The organism is Exiguobacterium sp. SH3S1 (assembly GCF_004337105.1).
GTDB lineage: Bacteria > Bacillota > Bacilli > Exiguobacteriales > Exiguobacteriaceae > Exiguobacterium > Exiguobacterium aurantiacum_A.
This window is the reverse complement of the sequence record NZ_SJUW01000002.1, coordinates 41,962-67,873: the sequence shown is the minus strand read 5'-3', so window position 1 is coordinate 67,873 and position 25,912 is coordinate 41,962. Positions and strand designations below refer to the sequence as shown.

The following is a 25,912-nucleotide window of genomic DNA, read 5'->3' as shown; positions in this document are numbered from 1 at the left end:
GAGCATGCGTTGTCCTAAATGTGATCATAACGGAACGAGGGTGCTCGACTCCCGACCAGTCCAAGATTATTATTCGATTCGACGCCGTCGCGAATGTGAAAAGTGCGGCTATCGCTTCACGACGTTTGAAACGGTTGAACAAACGCCGCTCATCATCGTCAAAAAAGACGGGAACCGCGAAGAGTTCAGTCGAGAGAAAGTTCTGCGCGGGATCATTCGCGCCTGTGAGAAACGACCGGTCACACTCGAGCAACTCGAAGGTGTGGTCACGAAAGTCGAACAACAGTTACGGGCGCTCGGCCAGTCCGAGATCCCGAGTGAACAAGTCGGCGAACTCGTCATGAACGAACTGGCCCGCGTCGACGAAGTGGCGTACGTCCGCTTCGCATCAGTCTATCGACAGTTTAAAGACATCTCTGTGTTCTTTAAAGAGTTAGAGGAATTAATGAAGCAAGAAAAATCGACCAACTAAAGGGGCGGCCTTCTGGTCGTCTTTTTTCAGGGGAGAAACGTTATGGAAAAAGAACGGATTCTTTACGGGACTGATGAGCTATTGATCATGAGCACTGGGCTCATTGATCGCGAGTCTTATCAGTCACTTTATCATTTATATCAACCCGTCATCGGCGTGAAGGCGCTCGCCTTGTATCAAACGCTTTGGAGTGAATTGAAGCCGGGCAAAATGAAGTCGAACTACATGTCACATAGCGCCTTGTGTGAAATGCTCGATTATTCGATTAACGAACTGTCGGACAGTCTATTCCGGCTCGAGGCAATCGGCCTCGTTCGGACGTACAAGACGAAAGACGCGCGACTCACCCAATACGTCTATCAACTGAGAGTCCCGCTTGCGCCCCACACGTTCCTAAACGATGGGCTGTTATCGAGTTTTCTCTTCTATAAAGTAGGAGAGGTCCGATTCAAGCAGTTGCAAGGACGGTTCACCATCGATCCGTTACCGGCAGGCATCGTCGAAGTGACGAAAGACTTTAACGAAGTGTTCGACGTCAAAGGGGTCAACCATATGGCGTTCACGCAAAAAAATTATGAGAAGCCGGACCGCGCCAAGATTGAGATCAACTATACGTTCGATATGGATATCGTCAAAAAACTGGCAAACTTCCCAATCGGCTTCTTCACGAAGAAGTTAGACGAGACGATCACAAAACTCGCGTACGTGTCGCAAATTGATGAAGAGACGATGGCCGAGATGCTAAAAGAGTATTTCGTTCACGAAGCATACTTACCGCTCAGCGAACAAGAGAAGCGTGATGGTTGCCGGCAGATGGTATTACAATTGAAGAAAAAACAGACGCGACATCGAAAAGTGAAGTCGGACGAGACGGAGCAGGCGGAGGTCGGCGATTTGCATGACACAACGGTCATGGAGGAAGCGCACCCGCATCAGTACGTATCGACGCTTCGGAAGACGCCACAACTCTCGAAAAGTGACGAACAGCTCATCATCGAGATGGTCGATACACTCGGTCTCGCACCAGGTGTGATCAACGCTCTGTTCTATTATTGTATCGAAGTGAAGAAACAGACGCGGCTCAGCGAGAATTACGTGATGCGCATCGCCACGAGTTGGAAGACGGCGGGCTATTTGCACGCGAGTGACGCATTAGAACGTGAAGCGACGCAAGACGCGTTGATTGAGAAGAAGCAACAAAAACGTGAGAACGTCCAGCGTACGACGGTCGGCTCGCGTCGGAAAGACAAGACTGAATTACCGAAATGGCTCGAAGACGATGCGAAAGAGCAACGGTCTTACGATCAGAAGCGAAAAGAGGCGCTCGAATCATCAGTGCCAGATGACGCGGAACTCGTCAAATTGTTGAATGAACTGAAAGAGAAAGGATGAGCGACATGGAACGGATCAATCAGACGCTCGCCCAGATGATGAATCGTAAAGAAGTGCGGGAAGCGTACGAGTCGATTCGCAGACGAACTCTCGAGCACCCTGGTGTCATTACATTTTTAAAGGCGCATCCAGAACTCGACGAGACGGCGATTGAAGTCGGATTTACGAAACTGAGCGAATATGCCGAGCAGATGGACGGGAAGAAACTTGTCGATGAACAAGCCGTCATCCCCGGGCATCAGCCGGTCCTTTATGTCGATCTCGGTCAAATTGCGATCCGCTATGAAGAGACGGTCGCTCACCGCCAGGCGAGACGTCAAAAAGAGATGGATCGAAAGTTCAAGAGCTTATTTTTACCGGAAGAAGTGCGGGAAGCGAGCTTTCAATCGTTTGATTATTCGGACGATGCCCGAAAAATCGCACTCCGTGAGGCGATGCGATTCGTCTCGGGGATGAAGACGCGTCAAAAAGTGAACGGTCTTTACTTGTACGGCAGTTTCGGGGTCGGGAAGACGTACTTGCTCGCCGCAATCGCCAACGAACTCAAAGTCGCCGACATCGAGACGATTTTAGTCCACGCTCCAGGATTCGTCTCGGAAGCGAAACGTAAAATTCGTACCGATTCGTTCGATTCATTTTTGACCTCGTTTCAGCACGTGCCGATTTTGTTGATTGATGATATCGGCGCCGAGGCGATCAGCCCGTGGGTACGAGACGAACTGTTCGGGATCATTTTACAGTACCGCATGATGCATCGTCTGCCGACGCTCTACAGCTCAAACTTCAGTAGCGAAGAGCTCGAGACGCACTTCTCGATTGACGGCTCGCCGCAAAACAAGATGAAAGCGCAGCGGCTCATGCAACGGATCTCGACGACAACGACACAGATCGAACTGAAAGGCGAAAATCGTCGCCGGTAAAGGATTGTATTTCTCGAACGAGTTGACTATACTAATAACCATATAACTGATGCATAGAAGAGGATACGAGACATCGTCACGGGTTTCAAAGCGAGGGAAGAATGGTGAGAGCTTCCTAAACACGCCGATCGACTTACTCCCTCGGAGCACCGCACGGGTCAATCGTGCGGCGATTCACACTCGTTATCGTGTGTTCGAGCCAAGCTTACAGCTTGGGAACGAGGGTGGTACCACGAGAATCAAAGCTCGTCCCTTTCATAGGGATGGGCTTTTTTTATTTTTTTTCAAATAGAGAGGGGAAGTAGACACATGATTCAATTGACATTTCCAGATGGGGCAGTCAAAGCGTTTGAAGCTGGTATCACAGCAGAAGAAGTAGCCGGTTCGATTAGCCCGGGACTTCGTAAGAAAGCCATCGCCGCAAAAATCGATGGCGAACTGATCGATTATCGTCGTCCGATCGAGCGCGACGGTCAAATCGAGCTCGTCATGCCGGACTCGGAGGCAGGCCTCGACTTGATGCGCCATTCATCTGCTCACTTGATGGCTCAAGCGATCAAGCGGTTGTACGGCGAAGAGGGGACGATTCATTTCGGCATCGGACCGACGATTGAGAACGGGTTCTATTACGATATCGAGATGGACCGTCGTATCAATGAAGAAGATTTGCCGGAAATCGAGAAGATGATGAAACGGATCGTCGACGAAAACCTCGACATCACACGTGAAGTCGTCACGCGCGACGAAGCGCTCGAGCGTTACAAACAGCTCGGCGACCCGCTCAAAGTCGAGTTGATCGAAGATATCCCGGCAAGTGAGACACTTACAATTTACCATCAAGGTGACTTTTTTGACCTTTGCCGGGGACCGCACGTCCCGTCGACGTCGAAATTGAAAGTCTTTAAATTGATGAGCGTCGCCGGTGCTTACTGGCGCGGAGATTCTGACAACAAGATGTTGCAACGGATTTACGGTACGGCGTGGGCGACGAAAGAACAGCTCGCCGAGCATTTGCGTCTGCTTGAAGAAGCGAAAGAACGCGACCATCGTAAACTCGGGAAAGAACTTGATTTGTTCTTCGTCTCGCAAGAAGTCGGCCAAGGCTTGCCGATGTGGCTCCCGAAAGGTGCCTCGATTCGTCGCACGGTCGAGCGTTACATCGTCGACAAAGAGCTCGAACTCGGCTATCAGCATGTCTATACGCCGGTGCTCGGTTCGGTCGATTTGTACAAGACGTCAGGTCACTGGGATCACTATCAAGACGACATGTTCCCGAAAATGGAGATGGATAACGAAGAGCTCGTCTTGCGCCCGATGAACTGTCCGCACCATATGACGATCTATAAGCATGAGCCGCGCTCATACCGTGAGTTGCCGCTCCGTATCGCCGAACTTGGCGGCATGCACCGCTATGAGATGTCAGGTGCTTTGACAGGTCTACAACGTGTCCGTTACATGGTATTGAACGATGGACACACGTTCGTGACACCGGAGCAGATGAAGCAAGAGTTTAAAGATATCGTTCACTTGATCCAAGAAGTGTATGCCGACTTCGGGATTAAAGATTATCGGTTCCGCCTGTCTTATCGCGACCCGGCCGATAAAGAGAAATACTTCGACAACGATGCGATCTGGGAATCGGCACAGCGTCAATTGAAAGAAACGATGGACGAACTCGGCCTTCCATACTTCGAAGCGGATGGCGAAGCGGCGTTTTACGGACCGAAACTCGATGTCCAAGTCCGGACAGCGCTCGGGAAAGAAGAGACGCTGTCGACAGTCCAACTCGACTTCTTGCTTCCAGAGCGTTTCGATTTGACGTATACAGGTCCTGACGGCAAAGATCATCGTCCAATCGTCCTCCACCGCGGTGTCGTGTCGACGATGGAACGGTTCGTCGCCTACTTGATCGAAGAGTACAAAGGTGCCTTCCCGACATGGCTCGCGCCAGTCCAAGTCAAATTGATCCCGGTGTCTCACGTCCATGATGCTTATGTGGCTGAAGTGAAAGCAAAACTGTTATCACGTGGTGTCCGTGTCGAGACAGACCTTCGGGATGAGAAGTTAGGCTATAAGATTCGTGAAGCACAGATGAAGAAGATTCCGATGACGCTCGTACTCGGTGATAAAGAACGTGATGAGCGTTCGGTCAACATCCGTCGCTACGGTCAACAAGAACAAGTGTCGGCAACGCTTGATGAGTTCTTGACGTCCCTCACTGAAGAAATCGCGAATCGTTCACGGTAAAGGCAGGCCATCCTTCAACGGAAGGGTGGTCTTCTTTTCGGTCCAGAGACGGATGCGCAATGTATGAAAGAACACGTATGGTAGAAGAAAGGAGTGATTCAGTTTGAATTATATGAAACCAATTATCGCGCTGACGATCGGGACGGTCGTCTCGACTAGCATGATTCCTAAAGTAAACGCCGAAGCGATCGTCGACGATACAATCGTCACCCTCGGGGAGACATTATCAGCAGAGCAGCGAGACTGGGTGCTCGAGCGTGTCGAAGCGCCGGCAGGAATCGAACCGATTATCACGACTGCAGCTGACGAAGAGAAGTATTTAGGTGACGCCGTACCCCAGGCACAACGTGGCGGCGGCATGTACTCATCGGCCCGCATCAAGCTGACTGAGGGGACAGGTCTTGATATTCAAACCGAGAACGTCACGTGGGTGACGGAAGATATGTATGCGAACGCGCTCGTCACGGCCGGGGTCACTGACGCTGATATTTACATCACGTCCCCGATCCGTGTGACCGGGACGTCTGCGTTGACAGGTATTATGAAGGCGTACGACCAGACGGCTGACGAGACCGGGATTCAACTGACCGAGGAACGTAAAAATCTCGCGCAAGAAGAACTTGCGGTCACGTCAGAAATCGGGAAGACGGTCGGTCAAGAAGATGTGGCCGGGCTGATGAATGAGATCAAAGCGGAAATCGCGAATCAAATGCCCGAGACGAATATTGAAATTCGTGATATCGTCATTCAAGTGTTGAATCAAAACAACGTTCAATTGTCAGATACGCAATTGAACCAGCTGACGACGTTGTTCGAGAACATGCAGCAAGCCAACTTGGATTGGACAGCGATCAGTGATGGGTTAAAAGGAACGGGCCAAGACGTGCAGGCGTTTCTAGAGACGAAAGAAGTGCAAGGTTTCTTTGCGCGGCTGTTTGAGTCGCTCAGTAAGTTCTTCAAGTCGTTGACGAACTAAACGAAAAAGCAGAGCGAAGGCTCTCAGGCTGTTGACGAACCAGGTCGCTAAAAGCAATCTGGTTCGTCTTTTTTTATGTGCGAAGACCTCGAGGCGCTCTGCCCGACATAAAATTGAAGAAATGCTATGTAAACGGCCGCCAGATGGCGACCGTTTGCGTTGCTCGTCCGACGACGCCCCGACTCCCGCAGGAAAGCAATCCGACGGAGACCCAGCAGCGACGTGAGTCGCGATGCGGCTCCGGGATTGCCTGCGGAAAGCGTGGGCGCCGGAAGGACGAGCGATATCAATCATGTTAGTCAACAAGCTGAGAGCGAAGGCTCTGCTTTTTAATACCAACGTTTATGGATATAGTCCCGAGCAGACTCATGGTCATCGACGATCTTCAACGTGATGCGGTTCATCTCTTCAAGCAGATCGGTCAATACAGCTTCAAGTTTGGCGTCGTTCACTTCATGGTGACGCATCGTTTCTTGGACGATATGTTTGATTTGATCATGATAATCGTGATCTTGTTTCACGTCTTTTCTCCAGTTCATCCTCATCGCCTCCTTTTTTATTTTATTCCCTTTGAAAAGGTATTGCGAAACGACGGAATGACTGTTATTATCATAAAAGTGCGAGCTATCAATTATTCATGCGCGAATTCTTGACATCTTTTTCTGCTAGTGTTAAGATGACTTAGTGAGTAAATACAACAAAGCAGAAGCGCCCGCTTCTCACCTCGTCCGAATCGGTTCGGTCAGGTCCATCATGTACGTAATTCAGTTTCGGTGTCTTGCCGTTCTGAGTACGCAATGATGTGTGGGCGGGAAACTGCCGACGCTTTTTTTGTTACTATTACTATGTTGTCTTATTTAAAAATCTAAAACTCGTGCAATCGCACGATGGAGGTGCTAACCATTAGCAAAGAGCTCTTTATCAACGAAAACATTCGTGCCCGTGAACTTCGTCTTATTGGAGCGGACGGTGCACAACTCGGTGTACAATCGCGTAGTGAAGCATTACGCTTGGCGGAAGAAGCTGAACTTGACCTCGTCTTGGTCGCTGACAAAGCAAACCCACCGGTCGCTAAAATTATGGACTACGGTAAATACCGTTTCGAACTCCAGAAAAAAGAGAAAGAAGCGCGTAAAAACCAAAAAGTCATCCAATTGAAAGAAGTACGTCTCAGTCCTACAATCGAGGACAACGATTTCCAAACCAAATTGCGTAACGCTCGCAAGTTCCTTGAAAATGGAAACAAAGTGAAGGCGTCGATCCGTTTCCGCGGACGTGCCATCACACACTCGGAAATCGGCAGACGTGTTATGGAAAAATTGGCGGCGGAATGTGCCGACTTGGCAATAGTTGAACAAAAGCCGAAGATGGAAGGACGCAGCATGTTCTTAGTGCTGGCTCCGAAGAAAGAAGATTAATCATCGAGTCATAGTGGGGAGGAAATACTCATGCCGAAAATGAAATCGCACCGCGGTGCTTCTAAACGTTTTAAACGTACAGGATCAGGTAAACTCAAACGTTCACACGCTTTCACAAGTCACTTGTTCGGTAACAAATCGACGAAAGCGAAACGTAAGCTCCGTAAAGGTGCTATCGTATCAGCTGGAGACTACAAACGTATTCGCAACATGATTGCGAAGTAATACAGAAGGAATTTAGGAGGGAAACTATATGCCACGCGTAAAAGGCGGTTATACGACTCGTCAACGTCGTAAAAAGCAAATCAAACTTGCCAAAGGTTATTATGGCTCGAAACATATTCTATTTAAAGTAGCAAAACAACAGGTCATGAAGTCACTCATGTACGCATACCGTGACCGTCGTCAAAAGAAACGTGATTTCCGTCGTATTTGGATCACACGTATCAACGCGGCAGCACGTATCAACGGTCTTTCATACAGCCGTATGATGCACGGACTCAAGCTTGCAGGGATCGACATCAACCGTAAGATGCTTGCTGAGCTTGCAGTATCGGATGCACAAGCGTTCGCTTCACTCGCTAACACAGCTAAATCAAAATTGAACGCGTAATCGTTCAATCGAAAGCGCCGAGACTCTATCTCGGCGCTTTCTTTTTTCTCGTAAATTTCTTAAGATGAAGATAAGGAGGACACGCTATGGATCAATCTATCTTGGCCATCGTCGCGTTGGCGCTCATCGCTTTAAACGTCTATACGTATTTTCAGGCGAAGCAGTATACGCACGGTGAAGGGAAGTTCAACGTGCTATACGCCTATGCCGGAGGAGCCATTGGAGCGTTGTTTGGACTTCATTTGACACGCCAAAAGACGGTTCATGCCCCAAAAAGCATGCAAATACAAGTATTGATTTTAGCAGTGGGCTGGTCTTTAATGATTTTAGTACTGCTTTAAGTGGAGAATAGGAGGAGCAACCGGTGAACTGGACAACATTATTTGATCGGCAACGTGAATTAGATGAGCGGATCAAACAAGAACATCAACTATCCGGCAACCAATTCGATGAACGGCTACTCGCTTTACTCGTCGAACTCGGTGAACTCGCCAATGAGACCCGAAGTTTTAAATTTTGGTCAACGAAAGGCCCGTCGCCTCAAGACGTGATCTTAGAAGAGTACGTTGACGGTATCCATTTCTTACTGTCACTCGGACTCGCCCTCGGATACGAACGGGAGTCGTTCCCGGCAGGAAGCTCGTATCTTGACGCGACTGATGCTTTTTTAGATATCTTTCGAAAAGTGACGAATTTTGGTTTGTCGAAGACAGAAGCGATGTACGAGACGCTGATGGCGGCATATCTCGAACTAGGCTATACGCTAGGTTTCAACGAGAAATTGATTCTGACGGCGTATGTATCGAAGAATGAAGTCAACCATGAGCGACAAAATCAAGGCTACTAATGGAGTCGAAAGGGAGCGATACGAGATGAATGAAACTTTACATATGCTAAAACGACTGACGGATGCGACTGGCGTTCCGGGAAACGAAGGGGAAGTCCGTTCACTCATGCGCGAGTATCTCGAGCCCCACGTCGAGGCGTTCGAACAGGATGGTCTCGGTAGTCTGTTCGGCCGTGTGACAGGGAACGGTGAGGGACCGCGTGTCATGATTGCCGGTCATATGGACGAAGTCGGCTTTATGGTCACACGCATCGAAGATAGTGGTTTCCTGCGCTTCCAAGCACTCGGTGGCTGGTGGAACCAAGTATTGCTCGCTCAACGCATGGACGTCGTCACACGCTCTGGAGAGAAAATCCCAGGCGTGATCGGTGCGAAGCCACCGCATGTCCTTCCAGCCGAAGCTCGTAAAAAACCGGTCGAGATCAAAGACATGTTCTTAGATATCGGAGCGACGTCAAAAGAACAAGTCGCCGAGTGGGGAATCCGTCCAGGTGACACGGTCGTGCCGCATTGCGAGTTCACGGTCATGAAAAATGAAGACTTCTTGATGGCGAAGGCATGGGATAACCGAATCGGATGTGCGATCGCGATTGAAGCGGCCAAACGTCTGAAAAATGATGCGCCCGGAACCGTCTTCTCGGGGGCCACGGTTCAAGAGGAAGTCGGATTGCGTGGAGCCGTCACAGCGGCAAACTTGATTAAACCGGACGTCGCGATTGCCGTGGATACGGGTATCCCAGGTGATACGCCAGGTATGACACCGGCAGAAGGTTTGTCAAAACTTGGTGAAGGCGTTCAAGTCATCTTCTTTGATGCGACGACTGTCACGAACCCGCGCCTCATCGACTTGATCGTCGAAGTCGCGAAAGCAGAAGACATTAAGTATCAGTTAGATTTGACACCGGGCGGCGGCACCGACGCCGGACGGTTCCATTTATCAGGAGTCGGGATGCCGGCTGTCGCGCTCACGGTTCCAGTCCGTTATTTGCATACGAACGTGTCAATCATCCATAAAGCCGATTATGAAGCGGCCATCGATTTAGTCGTGGCGCTCACCAAGCGGTTGGATAACGAAACGGTTCAATGGTTGAAAGAGGGATAATATGACGAAAATCACGTCTACGAAAAGCGAGACGATTAAGCGTTTGAAGCGCTTGATGACGAAAAAAGGCAGACAAGAGTCTGGGCAATTTTTAGTTGAAGGTGAACACTTGGTCGACGAAGCGATCCGGGCCGGACGACTCGTCCAATTGATTATGGGCGAATCCTATCGTCCGAAAAGTTCATGGCGTCTAGATGAGATGCCGGTGCTCGAACTGTCCGACCATGTCGCCGATCTGTTATCAGAAACAGAGAAGACGCAAGGGGTGTTCGCTGTCGTCAAGATGACGCCGGTCGAACGCAAGATGAAGCATGTGCTCGTCCTTGACCGCATTCAAGATCCGGGTAACCTCGGGACGATGATTCGGACAGCAGACGCAGCCGGATTTGATACCGTGTTTCTCGGCAAAGGTACGGTCGACCCGTTCAATGCCAAAGTCGTACGGGCGACGCAAGGATCGTTGTTCCATGTGAACATTCAATCGGTCGACTTGCTCGACACGTTGCCGGAACTGAAAAGTTTAGGGTTTCACGTCTATGGGACGGCACTCTCGAATGCGAAGTCATACGACCAAGTCGCGTTCAACGATCAAATCGCGCTTGTCATCGGGAATGAAGCACAAGGCGTCCATGACGACGTGCTCGCCCTTTGTGACACACGTGTCCACATTCCTGTAATCGGAGAAGCCGAGTCATTGAACGCGGCAGTCGCCGCCGGCATTCTCATGTATCGCATCGCGCTACAATAACCTTGTCACCGCTTGAGAATCGTGATAATTTAGAAACATCGAACAATATAGGTAAGACGTTGAAAGAGCATAGTACGCGAACCCCCGAACGAGCACAGGGAGCATCGGCCTAGATTGAGAGCCGATGCCGAGGTCGGCGCTGAATTCACTCTGGAGTCGTGTTGGAGACAACACCGAACTGGCATCCCGATACCGATGCTCTCAAGTGGGCCTGATCGGCCAAGTAGGGTGGTACCGCGTTTATTCGTCCCTTCAGTCATCGACTGAAGGGACTTTTTTTGTAGAGGAGGAAACATTGATGAAAGAACAGTTAGAACAATTACAACGTGAGGCACTTCAAGAAATTGAAACGGCGTCATCACAAAAAACGTTGAATGACGTCCGGATTAAGTATTTAGGTAAAAAAGGCCCGATGACCGAAGTATTGCGCGGGATGGGCAAGTTGTCCGCCGAAGAGCGCCCGGTCGTCGGTGAACTCGCCAACACGGTGCGAACGACGATTCAAGAGGTGTTAGAGGCACGGATCGAGGACGTGAAGGCGGTCGAGCTCGAAGCGAAACTCGCAGCCGAGACGATCGACGTCACGCTCCCTGGTCGAACGGCACTTCCGGGACATAGCCACTTGCTGCAACAAATCGTCGACGAGATGGAAGACTTGTTCGTCGGTCTCGGGTATACGATTGCCGAAGGCCCGGAAGTCGAAACCGATCTGTACAACTTTGAAATGCTGAACTTGCCGAAAGATCATCCGGCACGTGACATGCAGGACTCGTTCTACATCACGGACGAGACGCTGCTGCGGACGCATACGTCGCCGGTGCAAGCACGGACGATGCTCGATGCGGACGGGAAACCGATTCGCATCATTTGTCCGGGCAAAGTGTACCGTCGCGACGAAGATGATGCGACCCATTCACACCAGTTCATGCAAATCGAGGGACTTGTCGTCGATGAGCATATCTCGATGGCCGACTTGAAAGGCACGCTTGAAGTGTTCGTCAAGCAACTGTTCGGTGAGACACGAGAAATCCGGCTTCGTCCAAGTTTCTTCCCGTTCACAGAGCCGTCCGTTGAAGTCGATATCTCATGCTTCAAGTGTGGCGGCAAAGGCTGTAACGTCTGTAAAGGGACAGGGTGGATTGAAATTCTTGGAGGCGGGATGGTCCATCCGCGCGTCCTCGAGATGGCGGGCTACGACGCGACGAAAATGTCTGGCTTTGCTTTCGGGATCGGTGTCGAACGGATGGCGATGCTCAAACACGGTGTCGATGATATTCGTCACTTCTATACAAACGACTTACGTTTCATCGAGCAATTCTAAGGAGGATCATACATGTTATTATCGAAAAAATGGTTGAACCAATATATCGACGTCTCAGACTTGAGCGGGCAAGCGTTAGGCGATTTGATCACGAAAAACGGGATTGAAGTCGAGAGTGTGACAGACCGCTCTGAAGGATTGAAAGGTCTTGTCGTCGGACACGTCCTCTCATGCGCGAAACATCCAGAGGCGGACAAGTTGAGCGTGACGACGGTCGACGTCGGTGACGACAGCCCTGTCCAAATCGTCTGTGGTGCACCGAACGTCGCGGCCGGACAACATGTCATCGTCGCAAAAGTCGGCGCAAGACTACCTGGCCTTAAAATCAAAAAAGCAAAACTTCGTGGCGTCGAGTCGCAAGGCATGATCTGTTCGCTCGAAGAACTCGGTTTCGAGAAAAAACAGATTCGCGAAGACGAACAGGACGGCATCCATACGTTCCGGGAAGAAGTTGAAGTCGGAGCGGACGTCATCAGCTTGCTCGATCTCGATGACGAAGTGATTGAACTCGGATTGACGCCGAACCGTTCGGACTGCCTTAGCCTATACGGCATCATTCATGAAGTCGCGGCGATTTTAGAACGCCCGTATACGTTGCCAGCAGCCGATGTCGAAACGGATACACCGAACGACGTGTCTGTTCGACTCGAGACAGACAACTGCACATACTACGCGACGCGACGCGTCGACGGGGTAACGATTGGCGAGTCGCCACAGTGGTTAAAAAACGTCTTGATCGCGGAAGGTGTGCGCCCGATCAATAACGTGGTCGATGTGACGAACTACGTCATGCTCGAACTCGGTCAACCGCTCCATGCGTTTGACACGTCTAAGCTCGGCCGTACCATTTTGGTTCGCCAAGCCCAGGACGGAGAAGAAATCGTCACACTTGACGATGCGACGCGCACACTCGACTCATCGATGATGGTCATTACCGATGGACAACATCCGGTCGCGATCGCTGGAGTGATGGGCGGAGCGAATACCGAAGTCGACGCGACGACGACGAGCATCATCCTGGAGTCGGCTTATTTCACGCCGGCCTCGGTCCGGAAGACGAGCCGAACGCTTGGTCTTCGTTCCGATTCAAGCGCCCGTTTCGAAAAAGGAGTCGATCCGGAACGTTTACTCCTCGCGCTTGACCGTGCCGCTGCGCTGATCGTCAACGTGAGCGGCGGGACAATCAGTGAACCCGTCATCGCTGGAAGCAAAGCGTCCGACGCCCGCACGATTGACGTGTCAATCGATTATATTAACCATCGACTCGGGATGGATCTCGACCAGACGACGATCAAACAGATTCTAAAGCGGCTCGGGTTAGACGTGACAGGAGACGAAGCGTTGACGGTTCACGTCCCGTCGCGGCGACCGGACCTAGAAGTGCCGGCTGATATTACGGAAGAAGTGGCGCGACTATACGGATACGACAGCCTTCCGTCGACGCTCCCAGCATCGCAGTCGAAAGGCTACCTGCCAAAAGACAACGTACTTCGTCGTCAAGTGCGCCGCGTCCTTCAAGGAACGGGCTTGTCACAAGCGATCACTTACTCGCTCACGAGCGAGCTTCATGCGTCACGGTTCGACGGCGAGGGAGCGACGACTGTCCGACTCGCCATGCCGATGAGCGAGGAGCGTTCGGTGCTACGGACGTCACTCGTTCCGGGATTGCTTGAAGCGGCCCGTTATAACACGGCGCGTCAACAAGCGAACGTCCGTCTATTTGAGACAGGACGTGTGTACGTAGAGCACGGAGAGACGTTACCACGCGAAACGGAACGCGTCGCGGGCGTAGTGACAGGACTTTGGTACGATCACCGCTCGCAAGGAACACGCGTCCCGGTCGACTACTTCGTCGCGAAAGGCATCGTCGATACACTCATGCGCTCGCAACGCATCGACGTGACATATGAAGCGGCCGTCATTTCAGACATGCACCCTGGCCGCACGGCGAACGTTCTCATCGCAGGGAACGTCGTCGGATACGTCGGACAAGTCCATCCGGCCGTGTCGAAAGACGCATACGGCTTGAAAGAAGTGTACGTCTTCGAGCTCGACCTTGGCGCATTGAAGTCTGAAGCGATGCTCGTCTATCAAGACGTACCACGTTCCCCATCGATTTCGCGAGATCTTGCGCTCGTGTTGAAGCGTGACATTCCGGCCGGTCAAGTCGAGGCGACGATCAGACAGGCGGCTGGTCCGCTCTTGATCGAGCTCGCTCTGTTCGACGTCTACACGGGCGATAACGTCGGTGAAACGGAGAAGTCGATTGCCTTCTCGCTCAAATATCAAGATCCGACGCGTACACTTCTTGATGAGGAAGTGACAGCGTCGTATGATGCAATCATCGAAGCAGTCAAAATCGAATATGGCGCAGAAGTACGCGCTTAACAGACAACAGCGATTCCCTTTATTGTGGGAATCGCTGTTTTTAGAATTCATTGAACTTCAAGCGCCAAGTCACCGAACTTCGTCCAACCGACGAGGCAAGTCACTTTATAAAGAAGGAATGTGATGACAGCCGGTAGGATGACGCCGGTGCCGACGAAGATGAGAAACGCTTCCATGCCCTGTGCGGCAAGGATATTGAGCGGGGCGATCATTGAGTTCAAGCCGAGCCCGGCAATCTCATATGGTACCTCGAGTGAGAACCAAAGCGTCGCGATCGGAGCGCTGATCATCGCGGCGATGAACGGTGGCATGACGACCCGTGGATTTTTGACGACGTTCGGGAACTGGACTTTCGGTGTGACGAAAAACGATGCGACTAAGCCACCTGGGTCGGTTTGGCGATAAGCCATGAGCGTGAAGCCGACGAATTGAGCGGTACAGCCGATCAAGGCGGCGGCACTCGCGACCGGGTCGAGCTGAAGCGCGATCGCAAGCGCGGCTGATGAGGCAGGTGACATGAGCATGACACTGAAGACGAGAGCGATGACGAGTGACGTTGCGATCGGTGATGTGTTGACCGACGAAGTGATGCTCGCGCTGATCGAGTTGATGAGCGGTGTCGTGACGGCAGCGGCACCGACACCGACGATGCCTCCGCCGAGCACGGCCGTGACCGGGACGACCATCATATCGAACTTCGTCTTACCGAGGACGCGTTTGCCTAACCAGACGGCCGCCGCTGCGGCAATCAAGGCACTGATCGGTTGACCGGGGACGAGGACAAGCCCGCTCTCCGTCGCTTGAAGAGCCGCACCCCCGACGGTCGCCGCAATCATCGAACTGAATAAGATGAGGGTGTTGCCGCCGAGCTGATAGGCGACTCCGGCACCGAGCGCCGGGGCGAGTAGTGACTTCGCGACTTGTCCGATCAAGACGAGCGTCTCGATTCCGGCCATCTTACCGATCGTTTCAATCAAGAGTCCGACCCCGAGTGTGACCAAGACGGCGCTAGCCATCCCTGCTGATATTTTAATCATCCGATCCATTGCGTACTGTTTCACTTCCATCATCTCCTCTGTGTATCGATCCAATAAAAAAACCTATCCTGATTGGATAGGCGCGTCGGTCATACCATGAGCGCCTCGTCCGAAACCATCGAAACAAGGGCCCAAAAATTCGTCTCGGTCAGCGAGTCGATTTTTCAGTCCCTCAGTCGAATAATAATCAGTAGGCCGTTATGTAATGGTGTACGCATCGTCGCCAGCTCCTCTGTTCAAGATTTGTCTAAGAGTAACACGATATTTTTCAATAATCAATATTTTCTGAAAACTTTCCGGAAAATATTTTTTCCACAGACAAAAACAGAGACCCGCTTCCGGTTAAGGAAGTGAGTCTCTGTTGAAAGGTATAGACTTAAGACGTACTGGCTGCCAGTAAACCGACTTGTTGATCGATGAAGTCCATTGAAATGGAATTGAACGTATCGGGTTGATCGACGTTGACGACATGCCCCGAATCGTGGACGACTTGGACGTGTGCCGTCGGTTGATGCTTCGCCGTTCGTTCGACGGCCTCAAGGAACATGTAATCCTCGTCGCCCATAATGTAGAGGATGGGGACGGATGTTTGGATTGAAGTGAAGTGACGCAGCAACGGATTCATGTTTTCCGTCATCTTGAACCAACGGATGAACTCGCGTTGGCACAAATTCGCCGCGTCGCGCACGAACATCATCCGCGATTTTTTATGCCGTTTCTTCGGCAACAAGATCCAAGCGAATAGTTGATACAGCCACATGTAAGGCACGAAGCTTTGCATGAGGCTGCCGAGCCGGATGAGCAATGTCGAGCGGACGTTGAACTTGACGATCGCACCACCTAAGACGACAGAGGCGATGCGGTCGGGGTGATGCTCGAACATCGCTTGGATGACGATCGTCCCGAGCGATAGCCCGACCATATGGCCTTTTTCAATATTTAAATGGTTCATCACTTCGACGACGTCTTCGACGACGACATCGAGTGTGTAGGCGTTGAGTGGTTGATTCAAAGATTGTTCTTCGTTATATGAGCCGCCATGACCGCGGAGGTCGAGCAGCAAGACGTTATATTTCTTTCGAAATGGACGAATTTGACGATACCAGTGAGATAGACTCCCGCCTGCGCCATGTATGAAGATGACCCAAGGATGGTCGTCGCTTAATGTGTACGTTTTATAATGCAACATGAACGCTATCCCCCAAAAGTTTTTAAGTTCATTGAACCATAAAATAAATATAACATATCTTTGAAGTGAGAACTATCGTTTCTGCTCGCACAAACGCATCGCTTTTTTCGTGTTCGCGAAGTGAACTTTAGCGATATCGTTCAAACGTTCTTGACCGTAGCGAAGGATCAAGGTCGCGGCCACTTGATCGACTTTCGCTCCGGCCCCTTTCGGTAACGTGACACCGAGTGTCGCGCTCAATTTGTCCATCTCTTTCAAGAAAAAAGCGCGGGCGAGGATCGAGGCGGCGGCGACGGCGACGTGGAGACCTTCCGCTTTCGTCGAGAAGTAGACATCGTCTTTGACGATATCGGTCTCAGAACTCAAATGTTTGTAGTAGACGGCTTTTTCGGCGAACTGGTCGATTAGAATCGCTTCTGGCGTCTCGTCTAACTTTTTCAAGAGCGCCGATAACGCCGCGTTATGGGCGATTGCGGTCATCTTCCCTTGCGTCATCGTCCGTTGCATTTTATTGTACGTCGGGTTGTGCAGTGTCGCTTTTTGGTAGGGAATCGTGACGTGCAAGTCTTTAGCGATGCGTAAAATATCTTTATCGGTAAGTAATTTAGAATCTTTGACACCGAGTTCTTTGACGAGGGCAATCTTTTCCTTCGGGACGTAGGCGGCAACAACGACGAGCGGACCGAAATAATCACCTTTCCCGACTTCATCGCTCCCGATGACGGACCAATCGGAAAAACCGGCCGGTAACGTATGTTTTGGAACGGACGTTTCCTTTTTGATGGAATCTCCCCATTTGGCCGCCTCTTCATCCGCAGCCCGACCTTGAAACATGACTTTTCCCGAATTGTACACGGTGACCACACAGTGGGGCGTCTTGGCACTGAAGCGAGCGTGTGGTGGCGGATTGACCGCGTGAGCGCGATAGCTCTGGATTAATTGTTCTTGAGCCGCGGTTGATAATTTGATGACTTGATTGCCCAAAGTGAGCACTTCCTTTCTTAACGTTCGCAAATTTATCTTACATTTTTTTCGCGCATTTTGAAACCAATGATTCAATTGATACGTATGAATGAGTGAGTAGAAAAGAAGTGAGGTGAGACGGAGATGTGGTGGCGCGATGACACGGACCAAGATGAGGCAGAGTTCCTCTATAAACATATTCTCGAGCTCGAGGCCAGGATTGCCAAACTGGTTGCCCATCAAGTCAGGGTGCGTCGCCTGCTGATGCAAGAGTCGTCGGAGGCGGCGACAGAGCAGATTATTACGTTACAGGGCGAAGTCGATCACTATTTAAAACTACTGCGTCAGGAACGGCTCGAAGAGGTTGACCGGTATGATCGTTTAAACCTTGAACGAACGCTTGGTCGCGTGCGGAAGGCGGTACAGTATCCGACCCGGCCGTTATCGGAATGGGATACGATTGAACAGGCGCTCGCGCTTGAAGTCGAACATTTGCGACGTGTGCTCGCATATGAACAACAGCGCCGCACCGAGGAGGGATGGTAATGGAATCGTTAGAACAACTGTACTGGTGGGTACTCATCATTGCCGGTCTCGGCACATTTTTATACATGCTGTTCTCGGACGCGTTCGATTTCTTCGAAGGCTGGTTCAATCCGGCCGTCATCCTCTCTTTCCTGGCGCTCGGGGCAGGTATCGGGTTAATCTTGAACGCGCTCGCCCATGTGTCGCCGATGATCGGTCTCGCGGTGGCGCTCGCCGGCTCATTCGCGCTCACGACGTTACTATACTTGTTCGTCCTCCTACCGCTGTCAAATGCGGAAGAGTCGATTGGTATGACTGATGAGTCGCTCGTCGGATTGGTCGGGCGATTGACCGTCCCCGTCCCTGAAGGCGGTTACGGTGAAGTGCTCGTCGAGTCGGTCGTCGGTTCGATTTTGAAGACGGCACAAAGTATTGACGGGAAAGCGATTCCTAGTGATCGTCGAGTCGTCATCATCGAAGTACAACGAAATATCGCGGTCGTCATGGAATATGACGAACCCACTATTCGAAAGGAGCAATAATGTATGGACACAACCATTTTAGTCAGTATTATCGTCGGGGTGATTTTGCTCGCCTTGATCTTCGTGTTTGTCTTGAAATATCGTACAGTCGGACCGGATGAGGCGCTCATCGTCACCGGGAGCTACTTAGGTAAAAAGAACGTCCACAGTGACGCTTCCGGTAACCGCGTCAAAATCATTCGCGGCGGCGGGGCGTTCGTCTTGCCAGTATTCCAACAAGCGGAACCGCTCAGCTTGCTCTCGAGCAAGCTCGAAGTAACGACGCCTGAAGTGTATACCGAGCAAGGAGTCCCGGTCATGGCTGACGGGACGGCCATTATTAAAATCGGTGGCTCGATCAGTGAGATCGCGACAGCGGCCGAACAATTCCTCGGCAAACCGAAAATCGAGCGTGAGAACGAGGCGAAAGAAGTGCTCGAAGGTCACCTTCGTTCGATCCTTGGTTCGATGACGGTCGAAGAGATTTATAAAAACCGCGACAAGTTCTCGCAAGAAGTGCAACGTGTCGCCTCGCAAGATTTAGCGAAGATGGGCCTCGTCATCGTCTCGTTCACGATTAAAGACGTGCGGGATAAGAACGGATACCTCGAGTCGCTCGGGAAGCCACGGATCGCCCAAGTAAAACGTGACGCCGACATCGCCACGGCCGAAGCGGATAAAGAAACGCGCATCAAACAAGCGGAAGCGATGAAGGACGCGAGGAAAGCGGAGCTTGAACGAAACTCTGAAATCGCGGAAGCGGAAAAAGAGAACCAACTCCGCATCGCCGACTACCGCCGCGAGCAAGATGTCGCTAAAGCACGGGCTGACCAATCGTACGAGCTTGAAGAAGCCAAGGCCAAACAAGAAGTCACAGAGCAACAGATGCAAGTTCAGATCATCGAGCGTCAAAAGCAAATCGAGCTCGAAGAGAAAGAAATCATGCGTCGTGAAAAGCAATATGATTCAGAAGTGAAGAAAAAAGCCGACGCCGACCGCTATGCGATCGAACAGGCTGCGGAAGCTGATAAAGCGCGTCAAATCGCCGCAGCAGATGCCGGGAAGTACCGCATCGAGGCTGAGGCGAAAGCCGATGCTGAACGCGTCCGTCTCGCTGGTGTCGCCGAAGCCGATGCTGAACGGGCGAAAGGGGAAGCAGAGGCCGATATTATTCGTCTTACTGGTCTCGCCGAAGCCGAAGCGAAACAAAAGATTGCCGAGGCGTTCGAACAGTACGGTCAAGCCGCCATTCTCGACATGGTCGTCAAGATGCTTCCTGACTACGCGAAGCAAATTGCGGCACCGCTCGGTAACATCGACAAAATCACGGTCGTCGATACGGGGAGCGGTAAAGACGGGGGAGCCGGGAAAGTCACGGGTTACGCGACTGATTTGATGGCTTCACTGCAGCAGACGCTCAAAGCGTCGTCTGGCATCGATATGAAAGACTTACTTGATAATTTTGCCGGGAAAGGAAACGTACCGACCTCACCGACACCTGAACGGAAGTTGACGGAAACGACCGTCGCGGCGTCGGAAGAATAAGTTGAATCAACAAGGCTGCAGGCAATCGTCTGCAGCCTTGTTTGTCGTGACGTCGTTCAAATTATTACCCTAAGTTTTAAAAGGTTTGACTTCAAATCCGGCGTAAATCAGACGATACATGAGATGTCAGACCATTAGAGAGAGGAAGTACATGTTATGAACAAAACAATCATGATCGGCGCACTGACGACTTGTATCGTTTGGCTATCCGGGTGTCAGTCTGTCATCGATCAACCGGAACAGACGGTCGAACCCCGCCAATCGATGGGTGTCGTCCTGTCTGACGTTGGTCTCGGGGACCAATCGTTCAGTGACGCTGCGATGCGTGGCATGGGACAGTTGCGAGAGGCGGGAGATTGGTTCGTCGATTATCGAGAATTGGACGAGACTGAAACATACAAAGCAGGATTTGAGCAATTGGTCGAAGACGGACATGATGTGATCGTCGGTCTTGGTTTCGCGAGTCAAACTGATCTAGAAACGGTGGCTTCGAAGCACCCAAATCAACAATTTGCCTTAGTCGACGCGGTATCGACGTTACCAAACGTCATCTCGGTCACGTTCGAAGAGACAGAAGGCAGCGCGTTGGCCGGTGCGGTCGCGGGACTTGAAACGGAGTCCGATAAAATCGGATTCATCGGAGGAATCGACAACGAGCTGATTCAGAAATTTGAAACCGGGTTCGAATTAGGGGCGAAAAGCGTGAACGAGGACGTCGAAATGATCGTCGACTACGCGAACGATTTCGCCTCGCCTGAGATCGGACGGAAATTGGCGGAAAAACAGATTGCCGCAGGGGCCGACGTACTCTACGCAGCGGCCGGTCTGACCGGTGTCGGTGTACTCGAGACGGCTGAACGAAACGGGATCAAGGCAATCGGCGTCGACAGCGATCAATCGATGATCGCACCTGATGCGGTCATCACGTCGATGTTAAAGCAAGTCGACTTGGCCATCGTCAAGATTGCGGACAGCCTTGAAACAGAAGCGATCAACGACCATATCGAACTCGGGATCGACGAGGGCGGTATCGGGCTAGCAGCGCTGCGCCGTGTGCAATGGACCGATGAAGAGACAGAGCAGTTTGAAGCAGTTCAGAAACGGTTGCTGGAGGGGGCGTTACAATGAGTTTACGCAAACGCTTTATCTTCTCGACCGTATTCACGGTCTTACTCATCGTCTTGATGATGAGTTATGTATTGACGACGTTGAACCGGTTGCAGACGTACAATGAGCAATACGGCACCCAGATGATCGAGTTATCTCAACTCGAGACGTCACTTTTACAAGAACAATCCCTTTGGACGTCGCTCGGTGAACAGATGAGTCAATCGACGCTGACACAGCTCGAGCGGATTCGTGCCACGAACACGGAGACGTTCCAAGAGATGAATCAAACCTATTTGATCGATGAGTTTTCAACGCACCTTGACCGAGCCACAGCCAAATATGAGCGCATTGGAGCGAATATTGAAACGGCTCAAGCAGGCGGCATTGCTGCCCGGATTCAAGCGGCGAAACTAGAAGGGGTTTTGAACGACGTGAACACGTTGTTGTTAAAAAACGGAACGTTTTACGAGGCGTTGCAAAAAGAAGCTGCCGACGAGACGAAGCGCCTGTTCCTCGTCTCAATCTTGTTGACGGTGTTCGTCGTCACGGTGTTAAGCCTGTACAACTTCTTCTTCGCCCGCTCGATCACACTTCCGCTCGAACGGAACGTAAAAGCAGCCGAGGCGATCGCGGCCGGGCACTTGATCATGTTGCCGGATTCAACGCGACGCGATGAGATCGGCCGACTAGAACGCGCCATGCGAGATATGACGGCGTCGCTTCAAACCGTGATTGGCTCGATTCGGGTCACGTCGGTCAAAGTGAATGAGATGACAGAGACGGCCGCCGCTGAAAATGAAGCGGTCGTGAGTACGACGTCGAACATCACGAACGCGGTCGATGAGATGGCGAACGGGGCCCAATCGATCGCGACTGAACTTCAAGAGACGCTCGAGTCGGTCGGGATCATGGCGACATCGTTCGAGACGAGCTTGAACCAGACGAAACAAACGACTGAAGAGACGACCGAGATGACGCGTGAAGTGGCGGCCGGAATCGAGACGTTGACGGATCAAGAACATATTTTACGTCGGTCGGGCGAGCGCAACCAATCGCTCGTCGAACGGATGGACCAGTTCGCGAGAAAAACAGAAGAAATCGAGAAGATGGCAAAACTCGTGGAAGACGTTGCCGCCCAGACGAATTTACTTGCCTTGAACGCCGCGATTGAAGCCGCACGAGCCGGTGAGGCCGGGCGAGGTTTTGCTGTCGTCGCGAGTGAAGTGAAGAAATTGGCTGAGGAGAGTAATGTGGCGACGCGTTCGATCTTCGGGGTCGTCCAAACGATTCGAGACGAGGTCGGTAATTTGACAGAGATGGTCGAAGAGTCGAGCCACGAGCAAACGGCGCAACTTCAAGCATTCGGACTGACGAAGCAAGCGTTCACACGCATCCATGATCGGACCGATCACGTGGCCTCGTTCGTAGGCACGATCGAACAAGAAATGGTCGCTTCGAGCCGTGAAGTCACGAACGTGTTGAAACGCGTCGAAGAAGTGAGTGGTGTGACCGAAGAATTAGCAGCCGGTAACGAAGAAGTCGCTGCCTCGATGAAAGAGCAACAGGCAAGCTTTGATCAAATCTTTGCCCTGATGCAAGAGCTAGAAGGACAAGCCGCCTCACTGGCGAGCCAAGTCCAACATTTTGAAGAGCAATGAGACAAGTTGAAGAGCAAAGAGACAAGTTTCGGCTTGTCTCTTTTTTGCGTTCCGATACGTCATCGATCCGTGGGTGACCGCTCAATCATTGCGACCGCATCTAGCAACTAGGACTTGAGCGTGAGCCGGCTATTTCTCGCATACTAATGAAGAGACATTCGTTTATGTGGGGGGAACGATATGGAGAAGTGGAAACGGTATGTCGTCGCGTTGCTCGTCATCTTGTTTGTCAGTGTCGGCTATATGTTCTATTCGAAAGAGCCGGAAACGACGATGGTCGAGGAGTTTACGACGGTGGAAAAAGCAGAGGCTGTCCCGGTGACAGAAGTTGTCGTCTACGTCACGGGAGCGGTCAAAGCGCCCGACACGTATACGATGCCGCAAGGGGCTAGAGTCGGGGACGTCTTGTCTCTCGCCGTGTTGACGGACGAAGCTGACCCTGAACAGCTGAATTTAGCCCAATTGCTCGTAGACGGCACGAAAATCACGGTACCGAAACAAGGAGAGGCCGTTGCAGTCCCGGAAACCGATACGACGAACGGCATTCACGTCAACAGTGCGACGAAAGAAGAGTTGATGACCGTCCCCGGGATCGGTCCGGCCAAAGCGGACGCTATTTTGAACTATTTGAAAGAAAACGGTCCATTTAAATCGTACGACGAGCTCGGGAACGTCAAAGGGTTCGGTGAGAAAACGCTCGAGAGCATGGAAGGCTATTTGTTGGTCCCGTGATATGCCGATCTATCCATTGATCCCGATTGGTCTATTCATTGCTTGGAAGTCCGGGGCTTTTGGTGTCGTGCTCTTGTTCGGGCTAGCCTTGTTCCTGACGTGGCGTCGGCAAGCGATCTACACACATGTCGGTGCGATCTCACTCGTTTTCCTAGTCCTGTTACAAAGTTCTACTCCGTCGGTACAAGAGGTACATGAAGCCGGGGACTCAGTCTTCGCCATCGAGAGCCGACGCGACAACGGTCACTCGGTTCGACTCTATGGTGAATCGAACGGGATGTCTGGGGTCTTGATCGGGCGCGACGTCGAGCTCGGGCGTCCGGGTGAGACGTGTCTCGTCACGTTCGAACCAGTCCCTTTTTCACCGCTTCGAAATACGGGAGGTTTTGACGAGGCGAAATGGGCGCACGGGGCTGGATTGTCTTTTAAAGGGAAGGATGTCCATGTCGAGCGGTGTCGACCGAGTGACGGATTAAATGGGCGCATGCTGCGCTGGAAAGAACGTCAGCTCGAACGGATCGAAGCGTCGCACCGTCCGGACGTGGCGCTTTACATGGAGGCGTTACTGTTTGGTGAGAGCCGATTGCTCGACGAGGAGACATCGTTCTCCTATCGCGTGACGGGTCTGCTTCATTTGCTCGTCATTTCCGGGTCCCACATCGCCTTGCTCGTGTTTGCGCTCAGATGGGTGTTTCGTCCGTTGCCGCTTCATCGGGAGACGAAACTTGGCCTCGTGATCGTCTGCGTGACCGCGTTCGGTTGGCTGACCGGGTTTTCGCCGCCGGTGGCACGAGCCGTGCTTGTCGCTGATGTCGTGCTCGTCTTGTCGCTATGCGGTCAGACGATTCGCGACCCGGTTCGTATGCTCAGTTGGTGTGCAGCCGTCCTGTTAGCCGTTCAACCGTACTTGCTATGGAATCTCGGATTTCAGTTGACCGTCGGCATGACCTTGTTTTTGCTTTTGACGCGGTCGATGTGGACTAATCTGTTCAGCGTAGCGCTTTACGCCCAATGGTTCGGCTTGATTTTTTTATGGCAAGTCCAGCCGGTCATCTCAATCTTTGCTCCGGTGTACAACGTGATTGCCGGATTGTTGATTTCCTGGGCGATTCTTCCGCTCGCGCTCGTCGCTTATGTGATGCCGTCGTTCGAACCGTCGCTCTATCCGGTTCTCGACGGGTTGAACGGGATGTTTCAGATGCATCATACGTATCGTCCGTGGGTCCCGTTGCACGACATCACATTTTGGCATGCGGTCTATTTGTTCGTTTTGCTCGGGATCGGATTGATTCTGTTAGATAAGAGACGTTCGGTCGGATGGATTTTTGCGGCAGTTTCGCTGCTTGCGCTGCACGTCTGGTTAGAATGGTCGGAGGAGCCACGGGTAACGTTTTTAGACGTCGGGCAAGGGGACGCCATCGTCGTTGAGCAAGCCGGTATCACCGGTGTCATCGATGTCGGCGGCGTGTTTCAACATCCGGACGAGCAGAAACGGTCGACGTTCGACCCGGGTGCCGATGTCGTCGTCCCTTACATATGGAAACGAGGCGAGACCCGACTTGATTTCATTTTGCTGACGCATGCCGACCATGACCATATCGGTGGGCTGACGGGCGTGCTTGATCTGATTCCGGTCGAGGAAGTGTGGATTGCGGCGGAAGTGGCCGATGAAACGAAGCGGCGGGCGTTAGTTGACGAGCTCGAACCGTATGACGTGAACGTGCGGTTGTTAGAAGCAGGAGAGCGGCCTTATCCATGGATGTGGGTCGTCACACCGGTTGATGCGGGTGAGGACGAGAATGCGAATTCAGTGTCGGTTTTTATGAAAGTCGGAAACTTGTCCTATTTATTGACGGGTGACTTACCGGAGGCGAACGAGCGGTTGATCCCGACTGTCGACGTCGATGTGTTCAAACTAGGCCATCACGGGGCCGAAACGTCTTCCGGTGCTGACTTGATCGCTCGAGTGGATCCAGAATTTGTGGTCGTCAGCGTCGGCGCCAACAACCGATACGGTCATCCGCACCCAGACACGCTCGCCCGTATTCAGGGAAGGCGGTTGCTGCGGACGGATGAGGACGGGATGGTCGTCTGTGAGCGGGGAGGGTGTTTCGGGAGCGTGAGAAGGGCAGTCAGGCCATGAAAACTATGATAAACTAAAAAGCGATTGCTCCCCCGGGGCAATCGC

General features: G+C 51.8%; 25 protein-coding genes. 21 read left to right on the top strand and 4 right to left on the bottom strand.

Annotated elements, in window-relative coordinates; genetic code table 11:
• Positions 1-4: 4 nt before the first annotated feature.
• The 5 genes from nrdR (at position 5) to EVJ26_RS03095 (ending at position 6,007) form a co-directional block, all read left to right on the top strand.
• Positions 5-472, top strand: a complete 468-nt coding sequence (nrdR, locus tag EVJ26_RS03115) for a transcriptional regulator NrdR (RefSeq protein ID WP_131457965.1) — start codon at positions 5-7, stop codon at positions 470-472.
• A gap of 42 nt (positions 473-514) precedes the next feature.
• On the top strand, positions 515-1,864 hold the full coding sequence (locus EVJ26_RS03110) for a DnaD domain protein (protein WP_131468358.1): 1,350 nt from the start codon (positions 515-517) through the stop codon (positions 1,862-1,864).
• A 5-nt stretch (positions 1,865-1,869) separates the two neighbouring features.
• A complete protein-coding gene (gene dnaI / locus EVJ26_RS03105; RefSeq protein WP_070326949.1) occupies positions 1,870-2,784 on the top strand; it encodes a primosomal protein DnaI in 915 nt (304 codons plus the stop codon).
• 309 nt (positions 2,785-3,093) lie between these two features.
• On the top strand, positions 3,094-5,031 hold the full coding sequence (gene thrS / locus EVJ26_RS03100) for a threonine--tRNA ligase (RefSeq protein ID WP_131457967.1): 1,938 nt from the start codon (positions 3,094-3,096) through the stop codon (positions 5,029-5,031).
• Positions 5,032-5,143: 112 nt separating this feature from the next.
• Positions 5,144-6,007 (top strand): DUF1002 domain-containing protein, encoded by an 864-nt coding sequence (locus tag EVJ26_RS03095; protein ID WP_131469860.1) that lies wholly within the window; start codon positions 5,144-5,146, stop codon positions 6,005-6,007.
• Positions 6,008-6,336: 329 nt separating this feature from the next.
• On the opposite strand, the gene EVJ26_RS03090 is transcribed toward EVJ26_RS03095, so the two are convergent.
• Positions 6,337-6,546, bottom strand: coding sequence for a hypothetical protein (locus EVJ26_RS03090; protein ID WP_131457968.1), 210 nt, complete (start codon positions 6,544-6,546; stop codon positions 6,337-6,339).
• Positions 6,547-6,894: 348 nt separating this feature from the next.
• On the opposite strand from EVJ26_RS03090, the gene infC reads away from it, so the two are divergent.
• From infC to pheT, 9 genes are all read left to right on the top strand, one after another.
• The gene (gene infC / locus EVJ26_RS03085; protein ID WP_131457969.1) at positions 6,895-7,425 is read left to right on the top strand and encodes a translation initiation factor IF-3; all 531 of its coding nucleotides are present in this window, start codon (positions 6,895-6,897) and stop codon (positions 7,423-7,425) included.
• A 30-nt stretch (positions 7,426-7,455) separates the two neighbouring features.
• Positions 7,456-7,650: a 50S ribosomal protein L35 gene (rpmI, locus tag EVJ26_RS03080; RefSeq protein ID WP_016508031.1), complete on the top strand. Its 195-nt coding sequence runs from the start codon at positions 7,456-7,458 to the stop codon at positions 7,648-7,650.
• A gap of 28 nt (positions 7,651-7,678) precedes the next feature.
• Positions 7,679-8,038 carry a 50S ribosomal protein L20 gene (rplT, locus tag EVJ26_RS03075; RefSeq protein WP_016508086.1) on the top strand — a complete coding sequence of 120 codons (360 nt, stop codon included), beginning with the start codon at positions 7,679-7,681 and terminating at the stop codon, positions 8,036-8,038.
• A gap of 86 nt (positions 8,039-8,124) precedes the next feature.
• Complete coding sequence (locus tag EVJ26_RS03070) at positions 8,125-8,379, top strand: hypothetical protein (RefSeq protein WP_070326953.1); 255 nt, start codon at positions 8,125-8,127, stop codon at positions 8,377-8,379.
• A 23-nt stretch (positions 8,380-8,402) separates the two neighbouring features.
• Complete coding sequence (locus tag EVJ26_RS03065; protein ID WP_131457970.1) at positions 8,403-8,885, top strand: dUTP diphosphatase; 483 nt, start codon at positions 8,403-8,405, stop codon at positions 8,883-8,885.
• A gap of 25 nt (positions 8,886-8,910) precedes the next feature.
• Entirely contained in the window at positions 8,911-9,987 is a 1,077-nt protein-coding gene (locus EVJ26_RS03060; protein WP_131457971.1) for a M42 family metallopeptidase, read from the top strand.
• 1 nt (position 9,988) lies between these two features.
• Positions 9,989-10,735, top strand: a complete 747-nt coding sequence (locus EVJ26_RS03055) for a TrmH family RNA methyltransferase (protein WP_131469729.1) — start codon at positions 9,989-9,991, stop codon at positions 10,733-10,735.
• Between the two features lie 298 nt (positions 10,736-11,033).
• Positions 11,034-12,056 (top strand): phenylalanine--tRNA ligase subunit alpha, encoded by a 1,023-nt coding sequence (pheS, locus tag EVJ26_RS03050; protein ID WP_131457973.1) that lies wholly within the window; start codon positions 11,034-11,036, stop codon positions 12,054-12,056.
• A gap of 12 nt (positions 12,057-12,068) precedes the next feature.
• On the top strand, positions 12,069-14,444 hold the full coding sequence (pheT, locus tag EVJ26_RS03045; RefSeq protein WP_131457974.1) for a phenylalanine--tRNA ligase subunit beta: 2,376 nt from the start codon (positions 12,069-12,071) through the stop codon (positions 14,442-14,444).
• A gap of 47 nt (positions 14,445-14,491) precedes the next feature.
• Here the strand turns inward: pheT and EVJ26_RS03040 are convergent, their stop codons facing one another.
• The 3 genes from EVJ26_RS03040 to rnhC form a co-directional block, all read right to left on the bottom strand.
• Positions 14,492-15,514, bottom strand: coding sequence for a PTS sugar transporter subunit IIC (locus tag EVJ26_RS03040; protein WP_131458000.1), 1,023 nt, complete (start codon positions 15,512-15,514; stop codon positions 14,492-14,494).
• A gap of 343 nt (positions 15,515-15,857) precedes the next feature.
• A complete protein-coding gene (locus EVJ26_RS03035; protein ID WP_071397801.1) occupies positions 15,858-16,670 on the bottom strand; it encodes an alpha/beta fold hydrolase in 813 nt (270 codons plus the stop codon).
• 72 nt (positions 16,671-16,742) lie between these two features.
• Complete coding sequence (rnhC, locus tag EVJ26_RS03030) at positions 16,743-17,654, bottom strand: ribonuclease HIII (protein WP_131457975.1); 912 nt, start codon at positions 17,652-17,654, stop codon at positions 16,743-16,745.
• A gap of 123 nt (positions 17,655-17,777) precedes the next feature.
• Here rnhC and EVJ26_RS03025 point away from each other — a divergent pair, with 123 nt between their 5' ends.
• From EVJ26_RS03025 to EVJ26_RS02995, 7 genes are all read left to right on the top strand, one after another.
• Positions 17,778-18,179 carry a hypothetical protein gene (locus EVJ26_RS03025; RefSeq protein WP_070326962.1) on the top strand — a complete coding sequence of 134 codons (402 nt, stop codon included), beginning with the start codon at positions 17,778-17,780 and terminating at the stop codon, positions 18,177-18,179.
• A complete protein-coding gene (locus EVJ26_RS03020; protein ID WP_131457976.1) occupies positions 18,179-18,700 on the top strand; it encodes an NfeD family membrane protein in 522 nt (173 codons plus the stop codon). Before EVJ26_RS03025 ends, EVJ26_RS03020 begins: the two co-directional genes overlap by 1 nt.
• Positions 18,701-18,703: 3 nt before the next feature.
• Positions 18,704-20,224 carry a flotillin lipid rafts scaffold protein FloT gene (locus tag EVJ26_RS03015; RefSeq protein ID WP_131469727.1) on the top strand — a complete coding sequence of 507 codons (1,521 nt, stop codon included), beginning with the start codon at positions 18,704-18,706 and terminating at the stop codon, positions 20,222-20,224.
• Positions 20,225-20,380: 156 nt separating this feature from the next.
• Positions 20,381-21,352, top strand: coding sequence for a BMP family lipoprotein (locus EVJ26_RS03010; RefSeq protein WP_131469725.1), 972 nt, complete (start codon positions 20,381-20,383; stop codon positions 21,350-21,352).
• Positions 21,349-22,992 carry a methyl-accepting chemotaxis protein gene (locus EVJ26_RS03005; RefSeq protein ID WP_131469723.1) on the top strand — a complete coding sequence of 548 codons (1,644 nt, stop codon included), beginning with the start codon at positions 21,349-21,351 and terminating at the stop codon, positions 22,990-22,992. Before EVJ26_RS03010 ends, EVJ26_RS03005 begins: the two co-directional genes overlap by 4 nt.
• A gap of 180 nt (positions 22,993-23,172) precedes the next feature.
• Complete coding sequence (locus EVJ26_RS03000; protein ID WP_131469721.1) at positions 23,173-23,724, top strand: helix-hairpin-helix domain-containing protein; 552 nt, start codon at positions 23,173-23,175, stop codon at positions 23,722-23,724.
• 1 nt (position 23,725) lies between these two features.
• Positions 23,726-25,867, top strand: coding sequence for a DNA internalization-related competence protein ComEC/Rec2 (locus EVJ26_RS02995; RefSeq protein ID WP_131469719.1), 2,142 nt, complete (start codon positions 23,726-23,728; stop codon positions 25,865-25,867).
• Positions 25,868-25,912 lie beyond the last annotated feature (45 nt).